Consider the following 23,867-nt stretch of genomic DNA (forward strand, 5'->3'; position numbering starts at 1 on the left):
TCTTCAAGACGTGCACGCTGAAAAAGCCTGATTCTAGGAGCTGGAACGCTCCCGCGTAACCGGCAAAGCTACCTTAATGACGGATGGCAGTCCAGCCGAGCGGGACTGGCACTTTGCCACAACTCAAGGCATGCTAGCCGCCCTTCGGGCGTCCGGCTTATAGTGCACGTCGCGCCAGTCCAGCCAAACCGCAGGATTACAGTTTGTCCAGTGTCCCTCAGTCCCTGATCACCCGTGCACCGACTGTTGCACCCGGCTCGCCCATGCGCGGCACACTCAAGGGCGCTCTGGCGATGCTGGTGCTGCTGCTGCTCGCCTTGCTGTTCTGGCAACTGCTGGATCAGTTGCGGGAGACCCAGAAAAACCAGCGCCAGGCCACCATCGACTACACCGCCGACCTGGCCACACAAGTCAGCCTGAACATGGCGCTCAGTGCGCAGATCGCCCTCAACTTGCTACCGATTGTCGAGCAGCCGCAAAGTGCCGAGGAGCTGTTGGACTTGCAGCGCAAACTGCAAAAGTCCCTGCCCGACCTGCTGAGCCTGGCACTGCTCAGCCCCTCGGGAAGAATCCTCAGTGACACGGTCGACACCAGCGAAGATGCCGACTATCTGGTGGAACTGGTCCGACGCAGTCGCGCTCAACCCCACTATTACAGCAACGCCATCGACGGCTCGCGGGTGCATCTGTTGCTGCATCAAACCAGCGGCAGCAACCGCGGCTATTGGGCTTTGCGCTTCAAGCCGACGTTTTTCGCCTCCCTGACCAAGCTCAACGAAACGGCGACGGCTCCGCTGTGGCTGGTGGAAAACCGGTTCAATCACCAGATCATCAGCCGCGACCAGGCGCTGCCGCAGGTCAACCCGGGCACCCTGACCCAGGACGACGTGGCCAACAGCGTCCTGACCGTCCCACTGAGCGGCAGCGACTGGCAACTACGCGGGCTGTTCGATCGTCAGCGAGTACTCGAAGAACTGCTACCCGCCTTCATCGGCAAGTGCCTGCTGGGCCTGGCCTTTTCCATGCTGCCGTTCATCGTCCTGCTGAACATGCGCCGTCGCCAGCGCCAGCTGCACGAAGGTCGCCGCCGCTACCAGGAGATTTTCGAAGGCACCGGCGTGGCCCTGTGCGTACTCGATATGTCGGGCCTGCGCAGCCTGTTCGACAAGGCCCAGCTGCTGCGCGACGAGCAACTGCAAGCCTGGCTGGCGATCCCGGACCAGCGCCGGCAGTTGTTGAAGGAGTTGCGCATAACCGAGGTCAATCAGGTCGCCCTGCAGCTGCTTAACGTCAATACCTGTGAGCAAGTCTGGAGACTGCTGATCGATGGCAACCCTGTGGAGGGCAACGCCATCGGCAATCAGGTACTCGAAGCGGTGCACAAGCAACAGCAACAGCTTGAACTGGAAATCAAGCTGCAGGACGCCAGCGGTCGTGACCAGCATCTGTGGCTGGTGTTACGCCTGCCGCAAAACCCCGACGACTTCAAGGCAGTGATCCTGAGCATTACCGATATCACCAGTCGCAAGCTCATCGAGCTGTCGCTGCAGGAGCGCGAGGGCTTCTGGTCCGACGTCGTGCGAACCGTGCCCGATCACCTTTACGTGCAAGACGTGATCAGCCAGCGAATGATCTTCAGCAACCATCATCTGGGCCAGACGCTGGGCTACAACCGCACTGAACTGCAACAGATGGGCGAGTACTTCTGGGAAATCCTGCTGCACCCTGACGATGCCGATTACTACCACCGCTCGCGCCAGAGCCAGCGGCAAGGCGGCTACAGCCAATTGATGCAGTGCCAGCTGCGCTTTCGCCACCGGGACGGGGAATGGCGGCGCTTCGACATTCGCGAGCAGGCACTGGCACGGGACAAGCATGACCAGGTCACCCGCATCATTGGCGTGGCCAAGGACGTTACCGAGCAGATCGAAGCCAGTGAGTCGTTGCGCGACAGCGAGCAGCGCTACAGGATGCTCGCCGAAAGCATCAGCGACGTGATTTTCTCCACCGACAGCCGCATGGCACTCAACTATGTGAGCCCTTCGGTGCAGGCGGTACTGGGCTATGAAGTCGAGTGGATCTTCCAGAACGGCTGGCATTCGACCATTGCCAATCCACAACAGTTGAGCGGCATCTACCACCTGATGGATCGCGTCAGCAAAGCCCTGGATAAACCCGAGCAACTGGCCCTGTTGCGCAGCCAGGTGCAAACCCAACTGTTTCTGTTCGACTGCCTGCGCGCCGACGGGCGCAAGATTCCTATCGAACTGCGACTGGTATTGGTCTGGGACGAACACGGTGCGTTCGAAGGCGTGCTGGGGGTCGGTCGCGACATCAGCCAGCAACGCCGGGCCGAGAAGGACCTGCGAATGGCCGCCACGGTATTCGAGCACTCGACCTCGGCGATCCTGATCACCGACCCGGCCGGCTATATCGTCCAGGCCAACGAAGCCTTCAGCCGTGTCAGCGGATATGCCGTGGAACAGGTACTCGACCAGTTGCCGAACATGCTCACCGTCGACGAGCAGCAGGAAGCCCATTTGCGCTACGTGCTCAAGCAATTGAACCAGCACAGCACCTGGGAAGGCGAAGTGTGGCTCAGGCGCCGCAATGGCGAGCATTATCCGGCCTGGGTCGGCATTACCGCGGTACTGGACGACGAAGGCGACCTGGCCAGCTACGTGTGCTTTTTCAGCGACATCAGCGAGCGCAAGGCCAGTGAACAACGGATTCACCGCCTGGCCTATTACGACGCCCTGACCCACCTGCCCAACCGCACGTTGTTCCAGGATCGCCTGCACACCGCATTGCAAGCTGCCGAGCGGCAGAAGTCCTGGGTGGTGTTGATGTTCCTCGACCTGGACCGCTTCAAACCGATCAACGACTCCCTGGGCCATGCCGCGGGTGATCGCATGCTCAAGGAAATGGCCACGCGCCTGCTCGGCTGCGTCGACGATGACGATACCGTTGCGCGCATGGGCGGCGATGAATTCACCTTGCTCCTGCAACCGCGGGCCAACCGTGAAATCGCCTTGAATCGGGCGATTCACGTGGCTGAGCAGATTCTCGCCAGCCTGGTCAAACCCTTCGTTCTCGAAGGCCGCGAGTTCTTTGTCACAGCCAGTATCGGCATCGCCCTGAGCCCGCAGGACGGCAATGAACTCAGCCAGTTGATGAAGAATGCCGACACGGCGATGTACCACGCCAAAGAGCGCGGCAAGAACAACTTCCAGTTCTATCAGGCGGACATGAACGCCAGCGCCCTGGAGCGCCTGGAGCTGGAAAGCGACCTGCGACATGCCCTGGAACAGAACGAGTTCGTGCTGTATTACCAACCGCAATTCAGCGGCGACGGCAAACGCCTGACCGGCACCGAAGCCTTGCTGCGCTGGCGTCATCCGCGCCGCGGCCTGGTGCCGCCAGGGGATTTCATCCCGGTGCTCGAAGAACTGGGCCTGGTAGTGGATGTCGGCGACTGGGTGATCAGCGAGGCCTGCCGTCAGCTCAAGACCTGGCATCAGGCGAAGGTGCGCGTGCCGAAGGTGTCGGTGAACATCTCTGCCCGGCAGTTCTCCGACGGCCAACTCGGCACGCGGATCGCCAACACCCTGAAGGAAACCGGCCTGCCGCCCGCGTGCCTGGAGTTGGAGCTGACCGAAAGTATCCTGATGCGCGAAGTCAGCGAAGCCATGCAGATTCTTGCCGGGTTGAAAAACCTTGGCCTGAGCATCGCGGTCGACGATTTCGGCACGGGCTACTCATCGCTCAACTACCTCAAGCAGTTCCCGATCGACGTCCTGAAAATCGACCGCACCTTCGTCGACGGCCTGCCGTCGGGGGAACAGGACGCGCAGATTGCCCGCGCAATCATCGCCATGGCCCATAGCCTCAACCTGGCAGTGATCGCCGAGGGTGTGGAAACCCAGGAGCAGCTTGATTTCCTCAGGGAACATGGTTGCGATGAGGTTCAGGGGTACCTGTTCGGGCGGCCGATGCCAGCTAACACCTTTGAAGTGCAGTTCAGCAATGATGCCCTCTTCATGTTCGACTGAGTTGTTGTGGTGAGGATGCCGGCCCCATCGCCAGCAAGCTGGCTCCCACAGGCGATATTTGGGGTTCAGAAATCAGTGTGGGAGCCAGCCTGCTGGCGATGAGGCCGGCACAATCACCGCTGATCCCGTCATGAAGCCCACTTGTCTGCGACATGATGTCGTTTCATATGCCTTCCAAAACCCATTGGGTTAGAATGCCCCCCTTTTCTGCCCCCGATCCTTGAGGACCGCCATGTTCAGCCGTGATTTGACTATTGCCAAGTACGACGCCGATCTCTTTGCCGCCATGGAGCAAGAAGCTCAGCGCCAGGAAGAGCACATTGAGCTGATCGCTTCGGAAAACTACACCAGCCCTGCGGTGATGGAAGCTCAAGGCTCGGTACTGACCAACAAGTACGCCGAAGGCTACCCGGGCAAGCGCTACTACGGTGGTTGCGAGTACGTCGACGTCGTTGAGCAGCTTGCAATTGATCGCGCAAAAGAACTGTTCGGCGCCGATTACGCCAACGTTCAGCCACACGCCGGTTCGCAAGCCAACAGCGCCGTTTACCTGGCCCTGCTGTCGGCTGGCGACACCATCCTGGGCATGAGCCTGGCCCACGGCGGTCACCTGACCCACGGCGCCAGCGTTTCGTCCTCCGGCAAGCTGTACAACGCCATCCAGTACGGCATCGATGCCAACGGCCTGATCGACTACGACGAAGTCGAGCGTCTGGCTGTTGAACACAAGCCTAAAATGATCGTGGCCGGTTTCTCTGCCTACTCGCAGATCCTCGACTTCCCGCGCTTCCGTGAAATCGCTGACAAAGTCGGTGCCTATCTCTTTGTTGATATGGCTCACGTGGCCGGTCTGGTCGCCGCTGGCGTCTACCCGAACCCGGTTCCATTCGCTGACGTGGTGACCACCACCACCCACAAGACCCTGCGCGGTCCACGTGGCGGCCTGATCCTGGCTCGCGCCAACGCCGACATCGAGAAGAAGCTGAACTCCGCGGTATTCCCAGGCGCCCAGGGCGGCCCGCTGGAGCACGTGATCGCCGCTAAAGCGATCTGCTTCAAGGAAGCACTGCAGCCTGAGTTCAAGACCTACCAGCAACAAGTGGTGAAAAACGCCAAGGCCATGGCCGGCGTATTCATCGAGCGCGGTTTCGACGTGGTTTCCGGCGGTACTGAAAACCACCTGTTCCTGCTGTCGCTGATCAAGCAGGAAATCTCCGGTAAAGACGCCGATGCCGCCTTGGGCAAAGCGTTCATCACCGTGAACAAGAACTCCGTGCCAAATGATCCACGCTCGCCGTTCGTCACCTCCGGCCTGCGCTTCGGCACTCCGGCTGTGACCACTCGCGGCTTCAAGGAAGCAGAGTGCAAGGAACTGGCCGGCTGGATCTGCGACATCCTGGCGGACCTGAACAACGAAGCGGTGATCGATGCCGTTCGCGAGAAGGTTAAAGCCATCTGCAAGAAACTGCCGGTGTACGGCGCTTAATCGGCCCGCTAAACCGCAGTCATAAAAACCGGCCAGTGATGGCCGGTTTTTTTTGGTCTGCGATTTGTGGGAGCTGGATTGCATGGGATGCGGGCGATAGACCATCGCAAGGCTTAAGGACGCCTTCGCTGGCAAGCCAGCTCCTACAGGACCAGCATTACTGGTCAGACCGGTCATGCCAATTTTTCAAAATACCCTTGTAATCCGCAAATTTTCGAGCGTAGACTGCGCCTGCACTGGACATACCGGTAAGACCACAATAATTAAGTCCTGAATCTGACGTGCTCCGCACACAGCAGCCAGGACACCGACCAGGATTCCTCCCATGCTCAGATGGTGCTCGCGTTCAATCTTCCTCCAAGTGGTTCTCGGACTGGTGCTCGGCATCGTCTGCGGGCTGACCCTTCCCGAATACTCCGCTCAGCTCAAACCGCTTGGTGACGGTTTTATCAAGCTGATCAAGATGCTCATCGGCCTGATTGTGTTCTGCGTAGTGGTCAGCGGCATCAGTGGTGCCGGCGACCTGAAGAAGGTCGGCCGCATCGGTCTGAAATCAGTGATCTATTTCGAAGTGTTGACCACCATTGCTCTGGTGATAGGCCTGGTGTTCGCTTTCAGCACCGGCATCGGCAGTGGCGCGAACATCCATCTGGAACAGCTTTCCGCAGCTGACATGGGCGATATCGCCCAGCGCGGCCAGCACATGCATACCACCACGCAGTTCCTGATGGACCTGATTCCGACGTCGGTGATCGGCGCATTTGCCGATAACAACATCCTTCAAGTCCTGTTGTTTTCGGTGCTGTTCGGCAGCGCCTTGAATCTGGTGGGTGAGGCGGCGTCGGGCATTTCACGACTGATCAACGAACTCAGCCATGTGATCTTCCGCATCATGGGCATGATCGTGCGACTGGCACCGATCGGCGTATTCGGCGCCATCGCCTTCACCACCAGCAAATACGGCCTGGACTCGCTGCAGCATCTGGGTAGTCTGGTCGGCCTGTTTTACCTGACCTGCGCAGCCTTCGTGGCGCTGATTCTCGGTCTGGTCATGCGTCTTTCCGGCCTGAAGATGTGGCCGTTGCTCAAATACCTGCGTGAAGAACTGCTGATCGTCATGGGCACCGCCTCGTCCGACGCTGTGCTGCCACAAATCATGCGCAAGCTTGAGCATCTGGGTATTGGCAGCTCGACGGTCGGGTTGGTGATTCCAACCGGGTACTCATTCAACCTCGACGGTTTCTCGATCTACCTGACCCTGGCCATCGTGTTCATCGCCAATGCCACCGGCACACCGCTGGCCATGACCGACTTGCTGACGATTCTGTTGGTGTCATTGATCACCTCCAAAGGCGCACACGGCATCCCGGGGTCGGCCCTGGTGATTCTGGCGGCCACCTTGACGGCGATCCCGGCTATTCCGGTGGTAGGCCTGGTGTTGGTGTTGGCCGTGGACTGGTTCATGGGGATCGGCCGGGCCCTGACCAACCTGATTGGAAACTGCGTAGCTACCGTGGCGATCGCTCGCTGGGAAAAAGACATCGATGTGGAACGGGCGAACAAGGTGCTTTCCGGCCAGGTGGGTTATACCTTCCAGCCGAGAAAACCGGTGATGCCCGCCCATCAACAGGACTTTTGAGTTCACCTCTGTAGGAGCTGCCGCAGGCTGCGATCTCTTGATCTTGCCTGCGACGCCGCCCTCACAGACTCACGGAGCAATCAAGTGATTACCACATCAACCGTCGTGACTTCAGTCGTAGAAAAACTTCGGGCCGCGCTGGCCCGTGGTCAGTGGCGTTCCGGCGACATGCTGCCGGGGCAACGTGAGTTGGCCGAACAACTAGGTATCAGCCGCCCCAGCCTGCGTGAAGCCGTCATCGTGCTCGAAACCCTCGGTCTGGTGCGATCCATGCCGGGTAAAGGCGTGGTGGTTTTGGAGGCCAATCTTGCAGACAGCCAACAGCACGACAGTGCGGTGGCCGCGGCAAGCCTGGAAGACGTACTGCAGCTGCGCTATACCCTTGAGCCGTTCATCGTGGGCCTGGTGGCGCAATCGATCAGCAGCAAGGAAGTCGGGCAACTGCGCCTGACCCTGATGGACATGCGCGAAGCCCTGGAGGCCAACGACAGCGAAGCCGGCGTGAGCGCTTACATTGCGTTCCACGAAGAACTGTTCACCCTGACCTCAAACCCGATTTTCCAGAGCGTGGTCCAGCAGACCAGCAATGCCCTCAAACAAAGCGCCGAAGTGCTGCGCAATTCCCCGGAGCATCTGGCCGAACGCCTCGAAGAAAACGAAGCGGTGGTGCGGGCGATCCGCAGCAAGAACAGCGCCCAGGCCAGTGCCGAGATGCGTCGGCACATTCTTCGCGAGGGCCAGCGCATGGGCATTGAATTGAATATCCCGGAAGACAACCTCGGCAGTTGAACCCTCTTCGAACTGGAGACTGGCCATGAACAGCTTCGTTTCACCGCAAACGCTTACCACCCTGCCCTTTCCACCGGCGGTGGATGATCTGTATTCACGGGTCCTCGATACCATTCTTGAACAGCGCATTCATGAGGCCAGTCGCTTTACCGAAGAAAGCCTGGCGCAGATGTTCGGTGCAAGGCGCGGTGACATGCGTGATGTGCTGACGCGACTGTCCCATCAACAGATCATTGTTCTGCGGGTCAATCATCGTCCCCGCGTAGCGGCGCTCTGTGTCGATCAAGTTCGGCAAACGCTGCATGCGCGGCGACTGACCGAAATCATGCTAGTGAAGATGGCGTGCCAGCGCCCCTGCACGCAAGCCTTGAAGCGCTTGAGCGCGCTGGTCGATAGCGAGCGCCAATGCACCGGGCGTGGCCGGGCAATTCGTCTGCCAGGAGAGTTTCACCTACAGTTGGCAGAAATGGCGGGCAACGCACCGTTAGCGCATTTTCTCGGTAGCCTGGTGCCACTGATCTCGTTGGCGATTGCGCAGTTTGATGTGTGCGTAGAGGACTTTTGCGCTTGGCAGGTGCACGAGAAAATAGTGGATGCGCTGACGCTTATGGATGCCGCGACGGCAGTGACATTACTGAACCGGCATCTGGATCATTTGGAAGCGGTATTGCTGGACGCTCAACCGCTATCCAGCCGCAAGCGTATCGCCGGTTAGCTCGCTGCCACTCGAGCGAACCCCTGGCGAATCTTTTCTTCCGGCAAATCATCGGCAATGAACACGATCACGCTTTCACGGGTTTCATCGGCCGCCCACTCGGTATCCCAGTCGAAACCGTAAAGCTTCAGCACCCCCTGAAACACCATGCGACGCGGCTCGCCGAGGATGTTCAACACGCCCTTGTAGCGCAGCAATTGCTTGCCGTGGTCTTCCAGCAATTCGTTCATGAACTCGCTGAGCTTATCGATATCCAGCGGCTTATCGGTACGCAGCACCAGGCTGGAGATGCGGTCAACGGACGGCGCCTGGCTCACAGGGCGCAAACTCACGCCGCCGCCCAGATCGGCGTTGAGATTGAAACCACGCACGTCGAGCAGTTCGGCCAGGTCAATCTTGCCGTGGTCGACCACGCGGATCGGTGCACGGCGATTGATCCGGGTCAGGCGCGCGCTCAACGCGGTGAATGCAGGTTCGTCCACCAGATCACGCTTGCTCACCAGCAGCCGGTCGGCGAAGCCGATCTGCGCCTGGGCGATGGTTTGGGTCAGGTGCTGTTCGGCGTGTGCCGCGTCCACCAAGGTGATGATGCCGTCGAGGATATAGCGCTCACGCAACTCCTCGTCGATGAAGAAGGTTTGGGCCACCGGAGCCGGGTCGGCGAGGCCCGTGCATTCGATCACCAGGCGGTCGAAGGCGATCTCGCCGCTGTCGAGGCGCTCTAGCAGCAGATACAGGGCCTTGGTCAGGTCGGTATGAATGGTGCAACAGACGCAGCCGTTGGACAGCGTCATGACTTGTACCGGTTCGTCACCCAACAGTTGAGTGTCGATGCCGGCGTCGCTGAATTCATTTTCGATCACGGCGATCTTCAGGCCATGTTCGGCTTTGAGCAGGTGGCGCAACAGCGTGGTTTTGCCGGCGCCGAGGAAGCCGCTGAGAATCGTGACCGGGATTGGAGTGAACAAATCGTAAATCAGCCATGCTCTGATAAAAATGTAGGAGCCCGGCTTGCCGGCGATGGCGTCCGAAAGATCGCCATCGCCGGCAAGCCGGGCTCCTACAGGGGTTGCGTCAACCTGATGTCAGTTTAACAACACTTCGGCCCACCCTTGCCACCGTAACGAGCTTCCTGACGTTCCCGAAAGAACATCTCGTAGCTCATCACCGGTTTGTCCGGGTGCTTTGTTTGCATATGCTGGACGTAGTTGTCGTAGTCGGGCATGCCGACCATCAGGCGCGCGGCCTGACCGAGGTATTTACCGAGGCGACTCAGGTCATTGAACATGCTGCAATCCTCTGGTTACGCATCCGGCAGCGCCTGGAACGGCGCCTCCTTGTCCGTGCGCTCTTTCGTACCCCAGGCAGAAATACCGACCTTGAGTGCGTAGAACAGGATGCTGAATACCACGAACAGGAACAGCGCGGTCAGCGTGGCGTTGGTGTAGGCGTTGAAGATCACGTGCTGCATTTGAGTGATGTCCTTGGCCGGGGCGAGGATCTGGCCGTTGGCCAGGGCATCGCTGTATTTTTTCGCCAGCGACAGGAAGCCGATCGCCGGATTGGCGTCGAACAACTTGATGAAGCCGGCGGTGGTGGTGCAAATCAACAACCACACCGCAGGCAGCATGGTGACCCAGACATAACGCTGGCGTTTCATCTTGATCAGCACCACGGTGCCGAGCATCAGCGCGATACCCGCCAGCATCTGGTTGGAGATGCCGAACAATGGCCACAGGGTATTGATGCCACCCAGCGGATCGATCACGCCCTGATACAGCAACCAGCCCCACATGGCCACGCAGCCGGCGGTGGCGATCAGGTTGGCGGCCCAGGACTCGGTGCGTTTAAGCGCCGGCACGAAGGAGCCGAGCAAGTCCTGCAGCATGAAACGCCCGGCACGGGTACCGGCGTCCACCGCGGTCAGGATGAACAGCGCTTCGAACAGGATCGCGAAGTGATACCAGAACGCCATGGTGTTTTCGCCCGGCAGCACACTGTGCAGGATCTGCGCGATACCGACCGCCAGGGTCGGCGCACCGCCCGCACGGGCCAGGATGGTGGTTTCACCGATGTCGTGGGCGACTGCCTGCAGCGCTTCCGGGGTGATTGCAAAGCCCCAGCTGCTGACGGTTTGTGCCACAGCCACCACGTCACCGCCAACGACAGCGGCGGGGCTGTTCATGGCGAAATACACACCTGGTTCGATCACCGACGCGGCGACCATGGCCATGATGGCCACGAAGGATTCCATCAGCATGGCGCCGTAACCGATGTAACGTGAGTTGACCTCGTTATCCAGCAGTTTCGGCGTGGTGCCGGACGAGATCAGCGCGTGGAAACCCGAAACCGCGCCGCAGGCGATGGTGATGAACAGGAACGGGAACAGACCGCCCTTCCATACCGGGCCAGTGCCGTCGACAAACTGGGTCAGCGCCGGCATTTTCAGCTCGGGCATGGTGATCAGGATGCCGATTGCCAGGGCCACGATGGTGCCAATTTTCAGGAAAGTCGACAGGTAGTCACGCGGCGCCAGGATCAGCCAGACCGGTAACGAGGCGGCCACGAAACCGTAACCGACCAGCATCCACGTAATCTGAACGCCATTGAAGGTGAAAGCCTTGGCCCACACCGGATCAGCGGCAATCTGCCCACCCAGCCAGATCGACCCCAGCAGCAGCAACACGCCGACCACGGAGATTTCACCGATACGACCCGGACGGATGTAGCGCATGTAGATGCCCATGAACATCGCGATCGGGATGGTCGCCATCACCGTGAAGATCCCCCACGGGCTCTCGGCCAAGGCCTTGACCACGATCAGCGCCAGCACCGCGAGGATGATGATCATGATCAGGAAGCAGCCGAACAGCGCGATGGTGCCTGGGATGCGGCCCATCTCTTCGCGGACCATGTCGCCCAGCGAACGGCCGTTGCGGCGGGTGGACATGAACAGGACCATGAAGTCCTGCACGGCACCGGCCAGCACCACGCCGGCGATCAGCCAGAGCGTGCCGGGCAGGTAGCCCATCTGCGCCGCCAGCACCGGCCCGACCAGCGGCCCCGCGCCGGCGATGGCCGCGAAGTGGTGACCGAAGAGGATATGCTTGTTGGTCGGGACATAATCCAGACCGTCATTGTTGAGCACTGCGGGGGTAGCCCGTCGCGCATCGAGTTGCATGACACTATTGGCGATGAACAGACTGTAGTAACGATACGCAACCAGATAGATGGCCACGGCGGCGACCACGATCCACAAAGCGTTGATCGCTTCACCTCGGCGCAGTGCCACGACGCCCAGGGCGCACGCCCCAACGATTGCCAGCAGCAGCCAGGGTAAGTGGCGTAGCGGGCTATTATTATTTTTCATTTTATTATTCCAGCCAGAGTGGACAAGAAAGACAGCAACATCGAGTTTAGCTCGCCTGACAGCAAAGGCCATACCCCAACATTGGTCTAGACACCTGGCGGCGCTGGCCGCCTTTAGCGATGCAGGTCTATAGTCAGCGTTACATTTCCGAGGATCGTGCCATGACCGAGCACCCTGCCGAACGTCGCCGCTTCAAACGTATTGCGTTCGATGCCAGAACCGAGCTGGGCCAGGGGGCGTTCATCTGGCCGGTAAAACTGATCGACCTGTCGCTCAAGGGCTTGCTGATCAAGCGACCGGAACCCTGGCTGGGCGATCCGCAGCAGGATTTTTTTGTCGACATTCATCTGAGCGAAGACGTCGATATCGAGATGGATGTGCAGTTGACCCATCAAGACCATGGACAACTCGGCTTCGAGTGCCGGCACATCAGCCTGGAGTCGATTGAACGCCTGCGCCGATTGATTGAGTTCAACCTGGGGGATCCGCAGGAGCTTGAGCGGGAACTGGGTGCTCTCATCGAAATCTGAATCCCCCCCCTGTAGGAGCGAGCTTGCTCGCGAAAAACGTCCGGATTACGCGCTCGCTCAGGCAGCTCGCGTCATCGTTAACGTCCATCGCGAGCAAGCTCGCTCCTAGAGGGGATTGGTGTTATTCGAAGAGAGCGTCGAGGGCCTGCTCCAGACGAGTGACCGCGATGATCTGCAACCCCGGCGGCGGCTCTTTCGGCGCATTGCCCTTGGGCACGATCGCCCGCTTGAAGCCGTGCTTGGCAGCTTCCTTCAAGCGCTCCTGACCACTTGGCACCGGGCGCACTTCGCCGGACAGGCCGACCTCACCGAACACCAGCAGGTCATGGGGCAGCGGCCGGTTACGCAAACTGGACATGACGGCGGCCATCAAGGCCAGGTCGGATGCCGTTTCCAGTACCTTCACCCCGCCGACCACGTTGAGAAACACATCCTGATCGTGGGTGGGAATGCCGCCGTGCCGGTGCAAGACGGCCAACAGCATCGCCAGGCGGTTCTGATCCAGGCCCAGGGTTACCCGGCGCGGATTGGCCAGGTGACTGTCATCGACCAACGCCTGGACTTCCACCAACATTGGCCGTGTGCCCTCCCATGTCGCCATGACCACGCTGCCCGGGACTTCTTCCTGGGCACGGGTCAGGAAAATAGCCGAAGGATTGGAGACTTCTTTCAGGCCTTTGTCGGTCATGCCGAACACGCCCAATTCGTTAACCGCGCCGAAACGATTTTTTACCGCTCGCAACAGGCGCAAGCGCCCGTCTGATTCGCCTTCGAAATACAGCACGGTGTCGACCATATGCTCCAGCACTCGGGGCCCCGCCAGGGCGCCTTCCTTGGTCACGTGGCCCACAAGGAAAATCGCGGTGCCACTCTGCTTGGCATAACGCACCAACAGCGCCGCGCTTTCGCGAACCTGAGACACACCACCCGGCGCCGATTGCAGTTGCTCGGTGAAAATCGTCTGGATCGAGTCGATCACCATGACCCGGGGTTTTTCCAACCGGGCAGTGGCAATGATGGTTTCAATGCAGGTTTCAGTCATGACCCGCAGCTGATCCTGTGGCAGCCCCAGGCGTCGGGCGCGCATGGCCACCTGCTGCTGCGACTCTTCACCCGTGACATACAGCGCCGGCATGCTCTTGGCGAGATTGCACAGGGTTTGCAGCAAAATGGTGGATTTGCCGATGCCGGGATCACCGCCGATCAGCACCACAGAGCCGTCCACCAGGCCGCCACCCAGCACCCGGTCAAGCTCACCGGAAGCGGTGGAGAAACGCGGCACCTCCTCGACACTGACTTCAGCCAGGGTCTTGATTTGCGCCTGCTGGCCAGCCCAGCCCGTGCGACCGCTAGGGGCCGCTGCCCCGCCGCTTTCCACCATGGTTTCCGTGAGTGTGTTCCAGGCGCCGCACTCGCCACATTGTCCGGCCCACTTGGGAAAGGTTGAGCCGCACTCGGTGCAGCCGTACATGCGCTTGGCCTTGGCCATCGGAACTCCCGGCAAAAACCGCGATGATAGCTCAGCCGTACCGGTACGTCGCGATTGATGCCTGGCAGTCTCACACGAACAATTACAGCTGAATACTTCTAAACTTGCTCTACAGAACTAAACACAAAACATAAACACGCAAGATCAAATCAAAAGTACAAGTATCTTATTTACGTACAACCCACCCAAGCACCCACCCCAAACAATAACAGAAAAAAACTTGTACAAGCATTGATTACATACCTCTCAGCCGTACAACAATAGCGCGTGAAATAGCCATACCAATACAGACACCTGCCGGCTGAATTCAATCATCAAATTAACGCCCCGACCTACAAATGAGGACAACGTTGCAACGCTCAAATCACTGAGTAAAACCCTGGCGACTTTCTCGCCTGTCACTCACGAAACCCCAAGCGCAAGGAGGCATGATTTCGCCTTCATAAGTGCCATTTTTTAAACTTTTTACCGCAAGCTCAGTCGATTGCAGGCGGACCCCGCATGCAGTCGCTTCGAGCAGGATGCGATTTGCTGATTTACACTGCGTTCACCAACCTCATCTGTAACAAGGAAATGACCTATGGGCGTGATAAGCGAGTTCAAGGCCTTCGCCGTCAAAGGCAATGTGATCGACATGGCCGTCGGTATCATCATCGGCGCTGCTTTCGGCAAGATCGTGACGTCGTTTGTCGGCGATGTGATCATGCCCCCTATCGGTTTGCTGATCGGTGGGGTGGACTTCAGTGACCTGGCCATTACGCTCAAGGCCGCGCAGGGCGATGTCCCGGCAGTCGTCCTGGCGTACGGTAAATTCATCCAGACCCTGATTGACTTCGTCATCGTTGCTTTCGCGATTTTCATGGGCGTCAAGGCCATCAACCGCCTCAAGCGCGAAGAAGCCGTTGCTCCTAAACTACCGCCGGTTCCAACCAAGGAAGAAGAGTTGCTCGGTGAGATTCGCGACTTGCTCAAGGCCCAGAACAATCGACCCTGAATCAAACGGCGCCTTCACGGCGTCGTTTTTTTCTACCAGAAATTCTCCACCGCCACCTGACCGGGTCGCCGGCTGAGGCTCAGGTGCATGTCGCGCTGCTTGAGCATTTTACGCGTGTCATCAATCATCTGCGGGTTTCCGCACAGCATCACTCGTGAATGTTCAGGCGTCAGCGCCACGCCGGCCGCGCGTTCCAGCTCGCCGTTTTCAATCAAGGTAGTGATCCGCCCGTTCAGCGCGCCCGGGTGCCGCTCGCGAGTCACGGTGTTGATGAGCTGCAACTTGTGGCCGAACTCCCGCAAATAGTCGCGCTGCGCCAATCCGGCGATCAGCGCCTGATAAGCCAGTTCCCTGGACTCCCGGACGCTATACACCAGGATGATTCGCTCGAATTTTTCCCACACCTCGAAGCCCTGCAGGATCGATAGGAATGGCGCCAGACCTGTGCCGGTGGACAATAGCCACAAATCACGGCCGTCGACGAAGCGGTCGAGTGTCAGGTAACCAAACGCCTGCCGATCGACCAGCAGCGTGTCGCCCACGCCCAGCCGGCAGAGTTCGCTGGTGAATTCGCCGCCGGGAACGACGATGGAAAAGAACTCGAGAAACTCGTCGTAGGGTGAAGACGCCATGGAATAGGCGCGCCACACCGTATTGCCGTCCGCCTTGATCACGCCCAATCGGGCGAACTGCCCTGCGCGAAAACGAAAACCTGCGTCCCGCGTGGTGCGCAGGGTGAACAGGTTCGGCGTCAACGGCTGGACGTCGAGCAAGGTCTGGCGGGTAAATTTCTCTTCACTGGCGGTCATGGGGCGCTCCCTTCAACACATGACCGCAGTGTCTCGCAAAGCCGTCCCCATAAACACCGGCGATTTGTAGTGTTTTTAGCGAAACATTATCGAATGCATAACATTCCCTACAACCTTACATGTTTTTAACTAGCCAGCTAATAAAACAGCAACACATTTATTCACATTAACATCGACATGCAATTACTTCTTTTGAACTCAATCACACTAGAACCGTAAAGCTGATTTTGAAACTCAAACAAAACAAAAAATTCTCACAGCTGCGTATGAAATATCCTACAATTGCGCGTGTAATAAACATTGGATCCACGCTCACGAGCCAATAAAAACCTGGAGCTCAAAGATGGAAAGGTGGAAGGAGTTACAACTCAGCCAGTTAGCCAGCGCAAAGGAAATCGACACTGCCTATCAGGTAGCGCTGCGTTTCGCAAAAAATATCGGATATAAATTTTGCGAATTTTCAATCACTTACAAAACCAGGTTAGAGCAATTAAATACACTGAAACTTAACAATTATCCTGCAAGCTGGAACACCGAATATGAACAAAAAAAGTTCAGGGACATCGACCCAATAGTGGCGCACTGCCATCAAACCGTACTGCCCGTTCTCTGGAGTGAAGAGCTCTTTTGCAAGGTCCCCTCGATGTGGGAGGCGCTTGGAATGCAGGGTTTTCAGCACGGTTGGTCGCAATCGGTGCATGACGATGAAAACGGCCTGTGCAGCATCCTGAGCCTGGCCAGGAGTCATTGTCCGATCAATGCCTTTGAGCTTTACGAAAATCTCGGCTTTTCCATCTTCATGGGACAGCACTTGCACGCACTGGCCGCACGATCACTCCCAAAACACGCGCCAAAATTGGCTAACGCGCATTTGTCGCTGCGGGAAATCGACGTACTGAAGCTCGCAGCCGATGGCAAGACCGCCTACGAGAGTGCCAGGATTCTCAATCTCAGTGCACGCACCATCAATTTCCATGTGCAGAGTGCGATTGAGAAACTCGGCGTCAACAACAAGATTTCGGCCGTCATTGCCGCGGTCAAGGCCGGATATCTCGGCAGCGACGCACTGCGCTGATCACAAAACCTGCGAGTAATCCAAAAGAAAAAATCGTACCATTTGCATCCCTCTTGAGTGATGACGTGCAAAACACCATGCCGCAGTTCACTCGGACGGTCCCGCCCGCAACAACGCCTCAGGGCCGCGGAACATCTTCGCCTACCTATCAGAGCCACCTGCCCGATGCCCTTGCTCGAAACCCCGTTCGCCCAGCTCGACCTGATTCGCCAGCCAGAACAGCAGAACGAACCACTGCAAGCTTTTGACGCCGCAGATGAGTACCTGCTCAATCACCTGGCTGAACAGCTGCCCACGGCGAACACGAGGGTGCTGGTGCTGAACGACAGTTTTGGCGCATTGGCCGTCAGCCTGGCAGGCAAGGTCAATGTGACCAGCAGTGGCGATTCGTTCCTGGCCTTGCAGGGACTGGAAAAGAATCTGGCCCGTAATGGCTTGGCGTTTGACGCCGTACCCCACGTACCGGCCAGTGAATCCTTTTCGGGGCCGTTCGACCGGGTGCTGATCCGGGTGCCGAAGACCCTGGCACTGCTGGAAGAACAACTGATCCGCCTGCAAGGGCAATTGACTCCCGGCGCCCAGGTGATTGCCGGGGCAATGGTCAAACACCTGCCGCGCGCGGCCGGCGATCTGCTGGAGCGCTATATCGGTCCGGTACAGGCCTCGTTGGCGGTAAAAAAAGCCCGGCTGTTGATCGCCACGGCTCAAGCCAAAGCCGCCGTCGAGTCTCCCTACCCGAGCCGCTATCGACTGGATGATCCTGCAATCGAACTGCTCAATCACGCCAACGTGTTCTGCCGTGAAGGCCTGGACATCGGCACGCGAGCCTTCTTGCCGCACCTGCCGAAGAACCTCGGCAACGCAAGGGTCGCCGATCTCGGTTGCGGTAACGGCGTGCTGGCCATCGCCAGCGCCCTGCAAAACCCCGAAGCCCGCTACACGCTCGTAGATGAGTCGTTCATGGCGGTGCGATCGGCCGCCGAAAACTGGCGCGCCACGCTGGGTGAGCGCGAGGTGATCGTGCGGGCGGACGATGGCTTGGCCGGGCAGGAACCCCAGTCGCTGGATGTGGTGCTGTGCAATCCACCGTTCCACCAGCAACAGGTGGTCGGCGACTTTCTCGCCTGGCGAATGTTCCAGCAAGCCCGGGAGGCGCTGGTGGTGGGTGGTGCGCTGTACATCGTCGGCAACCGTCATCTGGGCTATCACAGCAAGTTGGCGCGTTTGTTTCGCGGGGTCGAGCAGGTGGCTGCCACCCCGAAATTCGTAATCCTCAAGGCGCGCAAGTAACGCGCAAAAAAACCCTCCAGCTGGAGGGTTTTTTTTCGCCATAGGTCTTTCAGTGAGTAGTCAGGCCTGCGGCGTTCATGAACATGCGCATCAGGCTGGCCACAATGAACAGCGCACCGACGCTGCCCGCCCAGATCAAGGCCAACCAGCCGAGCCGCTGCCACAGCGGTTTTTTTTCGGCTTGCTCAATGTCGTGCAGGGAATGTTTGCCGGGCATGGCACATTTCTCCAATAAAGGTCGGATGGCGCCTGCGCTGGCGCCATCGCGAGCAGGGGCCTAGTGATAACCATCCTCGTGGGTGACCTTGCCGCGGAACACGTAGTAGCTCCAGAAGGTATAACCCAGGATGAACGGGATAATGAACAGCGTGCCCACCAGCATGAAGCCTTGGCTTTGCGGTGGTGCCGCGGCGTCCCAGATCGAGATCGACGGTGGCACGATATTCGGCCACAGGCTGATCCCCAGACCGCTGTACCCGAGAAAGATCAGCACCAGTGTCAGCAAAAATGGCGTGTAGTGCGCGTTGCGGGCCACCGCACGGATCAGGCCATAGAGCGTCACCAACACCAGGATCGGCACCGGCAGGAACCAGAACAGGTTCGGCAAGGTGAACCAGCGGGCGGCGATCTCGGCGTGGGCCAGAGGCGTCCAGATACTGACGACACCTATCACTGCCAACAACACGAACGCCAAGGGTCGCGCCAGATCGTGCATCTGCTCCTGCAACTTGCCTTCAGTCTTCATGATCAGCCACGTGCAACCGAGTAACGCATACGCCACTACGAGCGCCGCGCCGCAGAACAGGGTGAAGGGGGTCAGCCAATCCAGCGAGCCGCCGGCAAACTGCCGATCGACCACCGGCAGGCCATCGATGAACGCCCCCAGCGCTACGCCCTGGAAGAACGTTGCGGCGATCGAACCACCGATGAATGCCTTGTCCCACAAATGGCGCTTGTCGTCCTTGGCCTTGAAGCGAAACTCGAACGCCACACCGCGGAAAATCAGCCCGATCAGCATGAAGATCAGCGGTAGATACAAGGCCGAGAGCACCACCGAATAGGCCAGCGGGAAAGCTCCGAACAACGCCGCACCACCCAGGACCAGCCAGGTCTCGTTGCCGTCCCAGACCGGGGCCACGGTGTTCATCATCACGTCGCGGTCGGTCTTGCCGGGAATGAACGGAAAGAGAATGCCGATACCGAGGTCGAAGCCGTCCATGACCACGTACATCATGATGCCGAAGATGATGATCACGGCCCAGATCAGCGGAAGATCAATACCCATGATTCAAATCTCCTTGGTCACGATGTGGTCGTCATCGGTGTGCTCGTCGTCGGCGGCGGACAACGGACGCGCCGGTGTGCGTTTCTGGCCGGGACCGCCTTCGTTGGTTTCCTTGCCTTCGTCGATCTTCGGCCCTTTGCGCACCAGGCGCATCATGTAGCCGAGACCTGCACCGAACAGCGCGAAATACACCACCACGAACAGGACCAACGTGATGCTCATCTGCATGAAGCTATGGTTGGAGGACGCATCCGCCGTGCGCATCAGGCCGTAGACCACCCAAGGCTGGCGACCGATCTCAGTGGTGAACCAGCCGGCGAGGATCGCAATCAGCCCGGACGGCCCCATCCACAACGCCAGGTAGAGGAAAGGCCGCGAGGAATACAACTTGTCGCGCTTGCGCAGCCAAAGGCTCCACAAACCGGTGAAGATCATCAGGAAGCCGAGGCCGACCATGATCCGGAACGACCAGAACACGATGGTCGAATTCGGTCGGTCCTCGGGTGGGAATTCCTTGAGCGCCGGCACCTGCTTATCCAGCGAGTGAGTCAGGATCAGGCTGCCCAGGTACGGTATCTCGACGGCGAATTTGGTTTTCTCTTCTTTCATGTCCGGCCAGCCGAACAGGATCAACGGAGTCGCCTCGTCGCCTTTGTTTTCCCAATGGCCTTCGATCGCGGCGATTTTGGCAGGCTGATGTTCCAGCGTATTGAGGCCATGGAAGTCGCCGATGACCGCCTGGATCGGCGCAACGATCAAGGCCATCCACATCGCCATCGACAGCATTTTACGGATCGCCGGGTTGTCCTTGCCGCGCAGCAAATGCCAGGCCGCCGAGGAGCCAACAAAGAACGCCGTGGCGACAAACGCCGCCGTCGCCATGTGCATCAGGCGGTACGGGAACGACGGGTTGAAGATCACCGCCAGCCAGTCGGTGGGAATGACCTGGCCGTTTATGATTTCAAACCCCTGGGGCGTCTGCATCCAGCTGTTGGAGGCGAGGATCCAGAAGGTCGAGATCAGCGTGCCAATGGCGACCATGACCGTGGCGAAGAAGTGCAGGCCGCGCCCGACCTTGTTCCAGCCGAACAGCATGACGCCGAGGAAACCGGCTTCGAGAAAGAAGGCCGTGAGCACTTCATAGGTCAGCAACGGACCGGTCACCGAGCCGGCGAAGTCCGAGAAGCGACTCCAGTTGGTGCCGAACTGATAGGCCATGACCAACCCGGAGACCACGCCCATGCCGAAGTTGACGGCAAAGATCTTCGACCAGAAATGGTAGAGGTCTCGGTAGGTGTCGTTATGGGTTTTCAGCCACAAGCCTTCGAGTACCGCCAGGTAACTCGCCAGGCCGATGGTGATGGCTGGAAACAGGATGTGGAACGAGATAGTGAACGCGAACTGAATTCGGGCGAGATCAAGTGCCTCTAAACCGAACATAAGTCTTCCTCTGTCAGGTAGTACGGCTGCGGGCTCGAAGCCTGCACCCACGGCCCCCACGGATATGGAGTGTGGCGAATCTCTGTTTGTTCTTTTTTTGTACGCATCACAACGCAGGGAGTCTGGCCTCACGGCCGCCGGATCAATTCCTTTTGTCGGTTTTGATCTGGATCAATCAACGATGAAAGAGTAGTCCCATTTGCGGGGATGACCCGCGTGGTCTTTTGCCGCGTGACAAGTTGCCTCACGGCTTCAGTCACAGGTTGAAATGAAGTACCGGAAGGCAGTTGGCCAAACAGTCAGTGGAATCGATGCTTGGCTAACGAAATTTCCTCGGGTCGCAACTTCCTGTTACAGGTTGGTGATAATCTCGCCCTTTCCCTCTCCAGACTTGCCTTCAAATGTCCAGCCAAGAGCCCTTGCTGTTACGTCACCATCGCCCTTTCATCGCCTTCTGGCTGGCCCGGGTCTTCACCGCCAGCGGTTTTCAGATGCTCACCGTGGCCATCGGCTGGAACCTCTATCAACTGACCGGCAACGTGCTCGACCTGGGCCTGGTCGGGCTCGTGGAGTTCGCGCCGCGCGTATTGTTCATGCTGCACACCGGGCATGTCGCCGATCGTTACGATCGGCGCAAGGTCGCGGCCATCTGCCAGTCGCTGCAAGCGCTGATAGCCTTGTCGCTGGCCATCGGTAGCGCGACCGATCATGTCACCCGGGAAATGATCTTCATCCTCGCGTTTCTGCTTGGCGCCGCGCGGTCCTTTGAAATGCCGACCACTCAGGCCTTGCTGCCGAGCATCGTGCCCAGCGCGCTGTTTCCCCGGGCCGTGGCCGCCGCGCAATCGGCCCAGCAATCAGCGACGATTGTTGCCCCGGCCCTCGGCGGTTTGCTCTACGCATTCGGCAGCGTCTGGGTGTATGGCCCGACGGTGATCCTGTACATCATCGCCTGCGCGCTGATGCTGAACCTGCCCGCCCGGCAAACGCCTCTGAACAAGGGCAAGGCCACTCTGGATTCACTTCTGGCGGGCATCCGCTTCATCCGCAGTCGCCCGGACATTCTCGGGGCTATTTCCCTTGACCTGTTCGCTGTCCTGCTGGGGGGGGCGACGGCGTTGCTGCCGGTGTTCGCCAAGGACATTCTGTTGACTGGCCCGTGGGGGCTGGGCCTGCTGCGTTCGGCACCGGCGGTGGGTGCGCTGCTGATGTCGCTGTTCCTGGCGCGGTTTGCCGTGGAACGCAATGTCGGACGGGTGATGTTCACCGCTGTGGGCGTGTTCGGCGTGGCGACGATCGCCTTCGGCCTGTCGACCTCGTTCTGGTTTTCGTTGGCCGTGCTGGTGGTCCTGGGCGCAGCCGACATGATCAGCATGGTAATCCGCGCCTCGTTCGTACAACTGGAAACCCCGGACGAAATGCGCGGCCGAGTGAGCGCCGTGAACGGTCTGTTCATTGGCGCTTCGAACCAACTGGGTGAATTCGAATCCGGCCTGACCGCCCACTGGTTCGGCACCGTGCCGGCAGTCGTCATGGGCGGTATCGGCACGCTGGTGGTGACAGGGACCTGGATCAAACTCTTCCCGACCCTGGCCAACCGCGACCGGATGCATGTGCCGGTGGAAGAGGCGAAGGTCTGAGTTTCTAAATCATCAACTCCCCCGCCACCGCCGTCCGCGTGACTTTGCCGCACAGTTGTTCCACCAGGGTCAGGGCAAATTCCAAAGCGCCACCGGAGCCTTGGGCGGTGATGCAATTGCCGTCGACCACCACCGGCTGATCGACGAAGTTGCAGCCCGACAGTTGATGGCTAGCCGAGGGCAGGCACGTCATGCGCCGCTGGCGCAGCACCCCGAAGGTTTGCAGGGCTATTGCGGGGGCTTCGGCAATGCCGGCGAACAGGCGACCCGCTGCTGCCTGGTCCTTGACGAGTTGTTGCAGGGGTTGATGAGCGCTCAGATGTTGCGCCCCTGTGGCACCGCCAGGCAGGACGATCAGATCGAATGGCTGGGCCAGCAGATCGACCAGCATCGCATCGCAGGTCAAGCGCGTGCCTCGGGCACAGGTGAGCATGCGCCGCCCCTCGATGCTGGCGACCACTACCTCGACCTTGGCGCGGCGCAATACATCGATCAAGGTGACGGTCTGCAGGTCATCGGCGCCCTCGGCGAGGGTAATCAAGGCTCGAAAGGTCATGGGAACAATCCAGGGGATGGTTCTTAAAGCGTAGTCAGCTTTCCTGACACCTGTTCGAGCCCTGTCGTTACTTGATGTAAAGCTGGGTTGACAGCGTGTTGCCCGGCGCGTTGATCGAGGTATTGCTGAAGGTGAACGTGCCCTCCTGCTTACCCGCCAGATTGAAAATGTACAGGTTGCCGACGACCTTGGTCCTTTGCGAGCAGTCGGTCAGGTTGCCGTTGTCATATGCACAAACCGGCGTGCGGGTGCCATCCACTTCGAAGCCATCCAACGCGACATGGGGCTGGCTGCGACCGTAGCCCAGTTCCAGCACATAGATCCTGATGTTGGGACCTGCGTGATTGCAGCGGGTCTGCGTCTGTCCTTCGTCAATCGTCTCAAAACCACAGCCTGGCGACTCGACCTTGAGCACTTTTACCTGGGTCAACCGCGGTGCCGATGCCGCCGACGCGGATTGTGTCGCCAGCGACAACGCCATCAAGGCAGCGGACATGATCGTCAGACGCTTTTTCATCCATTTGCCACCCCAAAAAAACCAACGCGCAGTATGGCTGGTTTGGACTGAACGCAAAACATCGACGACGATCACCGCCATAAGCAGCCATAACCCCACGCTGCTGGTATGATGCGCGGCTTTTTCCGGCCCACAGTAATTTCCCAGGCGCGTTCAGCGGTCTGTGCTTTGCTGTTGAGGTCGATACATTC

General features: G+C 59.0%; 20 protein-coding genes. 10 read left to right on the plus strand and 10 right to left on the minus strand.

Annotated features, from left to right (window positions below):
- The first annotated feature begins 263 nt into the window (after positions 1 to 263).
- The 5 genes from ACYP2Q_RS20330 to ACYP2Q_RS20350 all read left to right on the plus strand — a co-directional run bounded on the left by ACYP2Q_RS20330 (position 264) and on the right by ACYP2Q_RS20350 (position 8,681).
- Positions 264 to 4,052 (plus strand): sensor domain-containing protein, encoded by a 3,789-nt coding sequence (locus ACYP2Q_RS20330; RefSeq protein WP_459732311.1) that lies wholly within the window; start codon positions 264 to 266, stop codon positions 4,050 to 4,052.
- 232 nt (positions 4,053 to 4,284) lie between these two features.
- Positions 4,285 to 5,538 (plus strand): serine hydroxymethyltransferase, encoded by a 1,254-nt coding sequence (gene glyA, locus ACYP2Q_RS20335; RefSeq protein ID WP_157712663.1) that lies wholly within the window; start codon positions 4,285 to 4,287, stop codon positions 5,536 to 5,538.
- Between the two features lie 325 nt (positions 5,539 to 5,863).
- Entirely contained in the window at positions 5,864 to 7,177 is a 1,314-nt protein-coding gene (locus ACYP2Q_RS20340) for a C4-dicarboxylate transporter DctA (RefSeq protein WP_459732172.1), read from the plus strand.
- Between the two features lie 84 nt (positions 7,178 to 7,261).
- A complete protein-coding gene (locus ACYP2Q_RS20345; RefSeq protein ID WP_459732173.1) occupies positions 7,262 to 7,966 on the plus strand; it encodes a FadR/GntR family transcriptional regulator in 705 nt (234 codons plus the stop codon).
- A gap of 25 nt (positions 7,967 to 7,991) precedes the next feature.
- Entirely contained in the window at positions 7,992 to 8,681 is a 690-nt protein-coding gene (locus ACYP2Q_RS20350) for a GntR family transcriptional regulator (protein ID WP_459732175.1), read from the plus strand.
- Here the strand turns inward: ACYP2Q_RS20350 and yjiA are convergent.
- The 3 genes from yjiA to ACYP2Q_RS20365 all read right to left on the minus strand — a co-directional run bounded on the left by yjiA (position 8,678) and on the right by ACYP2Q_RS20365 (position 12,051).
- The gene (gene yjiA, locus ACYP2Q_RS20355) at positions 8,678 to 9,649 is read right to left on the minus strand and encodes a GTPase (protein ID WP_459732176.1); all 972 of its coding nucleotides are present in this window, start codon (positions 9,647 to 9,649) and stop codon (positions 8,678 to 8,680) included. The two genes, ACYP2Q_RS20350 and yjiA, sit on opposite strands and share 4 nt — an antisense overlap.
- Positions 9,650 to 9,771: 122 nt before the next feature.
- Positions 9,772 to 9,969, minus strand: coding sequence for a YbdD/YjiX family protein (locus ACYP2Q_RS20360; RefSeq protein ID WP_459732178.1), 198 nt, complete (start codon positions 9,967 to 9,969; stop codon positions 9,772 to 9,774).
- Positions 9,970 to 9,984: 15 nt separating this feature from the next.
- Positions 9,985 to 12,051 (minus strand): carbon starvation CstA family protein, encoded by a 2,067-nt coding sequence (locus tag ACYP2Q_RS20365; protein WP_459732179.1) that lies wholly within the window; start codon positions 12,049 to 12,051, stop codon positions 9,985 to 9,987.
- A gap of 161 nt (positions 12,052 to 12,212) precedes the next feature.
- Between ACYP2Q_RS20365 and ACYP2Q_RS20370 the strand changes: the two genes are divergently transcribed.
- Positions 12,213 to 12,581 carry a PilZ domain-containing protein gene (locus ACYP2Q_RS20370; protein ID WP_459732180.1) on the plus strand — a complete coding sequence of 123 codons (369 nt, stop codon included), beginning with the start codon at positions 12,213 to 12,215 and terminating at the stop codon, positions 12,579 to 12,581.
- A gap of 121 nt (positions 12,582 to 12,702) precedes the next feature.
- Here the strand turns inward: ACYP2Q_RS20370 and radA are convergent, their stop codons facing one another.
- Positions 12,703 to 14,070 (minus strand): DNA repair protein RadA, encoded by a 1,368-nt coding sequence (radA, locus tag ACYP2Q_RS20375; RefSeq protein ID WP_459732182.1) that lies wholly within the window; start codon positions 14,068 to 14,070, stop codon positions 12,703 to 12,705.
- Between the two features lie 580 nt (positions 14,071 to 14,650).
- Between radA and mscL the strand changes: the two genes are divergently transcribed.
- On the plus strand, positions 14,651 to 15,064 hold the full coding sequence (gene mscL / locus ACYP2Q_RS20380; RefSeq protein ID WP_459732183.1) for a large-conductance mechanosensitive channel protein MscL: 414 nt from the start codon (positions 14,651 to 14,653) through the stop codon (positions 15,062 to 15,064).
- A 32-nt stretch (positions 15,065 to 15,096) separates the two neighbouring features.
- Here mscL and ACYP2Q_RS20385 read toward each other — a convergent pair whose 3' ends face one another.
- Complete coding sequence (locus ACYP2Q_RS20385) at positions 15,097 to 15,873, minus strand: ferredoxin--NADP reductase (RefSeq protein ID WP_459732184.1); 777 nt, start codon at positions 15,871 to 15,873, stop codon at positions 15,097 to 15,099.
- Positions 15,874 to 16,216: 343 nt separating this feature from the next.
- Here ACYP2Q_RS20385 and ACYP2Q_RS20390 point away from each other — a divergent pair, with 343 nt between their 5' ends.
- Both ACYP2Q_RS20390 and ACYP2Q_RS20395 read left to right on the plus strand, forming a co-directional pair.
- Positions 16,217 to 16,948: a helix-turn-helix transcriptional regulator gene (locus ACYP2Q_RS20390; RefSeq protein ID WP_459732185.1), complete on the plus strand. Its 732-nt coding sequence runs from the start codon at positions 16,217 to 16,219 to the stop codon at positions 16,946 to 16,948.
- A 165-nt stretch (positions 16,949 to 17,113) separates the two neighbouring features.
- Positions 17,114 to 18,238, plus strand: coding sequence for a methyltransferase (locus ACYP2Q_RS20395; protein ID WP_459732186.1), 1,125 nt, complete (start codon positions 17,114 to 17,116; stop codon positions 18,236 to 18,238).
- 49 nt (positions 18,239 to 18,287) lie between these two features.
- Here the strand turns inward: ACYP2Q_RS20395 and ACYP2Q_RS20400 are convergent, their stop codons facing one another.
- From ACYP2Q_RS20400 to ACYP2Q_RS20410, 3 genes are read right to left on the minus strand one after another with little or no spacing between them, the layout of a single operon-like run.
- Positions 18,288 to 18,455: a DUF2474 domain-containing protein gene (locus tag ACYP2Q_RS20400; RefSeq protein ID WP_323608308.1), complete on the minus strand. Its 168-nt coding sequence runs from the start codon at positions 18,453 to 18,455 to the stop codon at positions 18,288 to 18,290.
- Positions 18,456 to 18,515: 60 nt separating this feature from the next.
- Complete coding sequence (gene cydB, locus ACYP2Q_RS20405) at positions 18,516 to 19,523, minus strand: cytochrome d ubiquinol oxidase subunit II (protein WP_459732187.1); 1,008 nt, start codon at positions 19,521 to 19,523, stop codon at positions 18,516 to 18,518.
- Positions 19,524 to 19,526: 3 nt separating this feature from the next.
- Complete coding sequence (locus tag ACYP2Q_RS20410; RefSeq protein WP_459732188.1) at positions 19,527 to 20,963, minus strand: cytochrome ubiquinol oxidase subunit I; 1,437 nt, start codon at positions 20,961 to 20,963, stop codon at positions 19,527 to 19,529.
- Positions 20,964 to 21,364: 401 nt separating this feature from the next.
- Between ACYP2Q_RS20410 and ACYP2Q_RS20415 the strand changes: the two genes are divergently transcribed.
- Positions 21,365 to 22,603, plus strand: coding sequence for an MFS transporter (locus ACYP2Q_RS20415; RefSeq protein WP_459732189.1), 1,239 nt, complete (start codon positions 21,365 to 21,367; stop codon positions 22,601 to 22,603).
- Between the two features lie 4 nt (positions 22,604 to 22,607).
- On the opposite strand, the gene ACYP2Q_RS20420 is transcribed toward ACYP2Q_RS20415, so the two are convergent.
- Both ACYP2Q_RS20420 and ACYP2Q_RS20425 read right to left on the minus strand, forming a co-directional pair.
- Complete coding sequence (locus ACYP2Q_RS20420; RefSeq protein WP_459732190.1) at positions 22,608 to 23,159, minus strand: DJ-1 family glyoxalase III; 552 nt, start codon at positions 23,157 to 23,159, stop codon at positions 22,608 to 22,610.
- 67 nt (positions 23,160 to 23,226) lie between these two features.
- Positions 23,227 to 23,676: a DUF4879 domain-containing protein gene (locus tag ACYP2Q_RS20425; protein ID WP_459732312.1), complete on the minus strand. Its 450-nt coding sequence runs from the start codon at positions 23,674 to 23,676 to the stop codon at positions 23,227 to 23,229.
- Positions 23,677 to 23,867: the final 191 nt, after the last annotated feature.

Source organism: Pseudomonas sp. MHK4 (assembly GCF_054600775.1).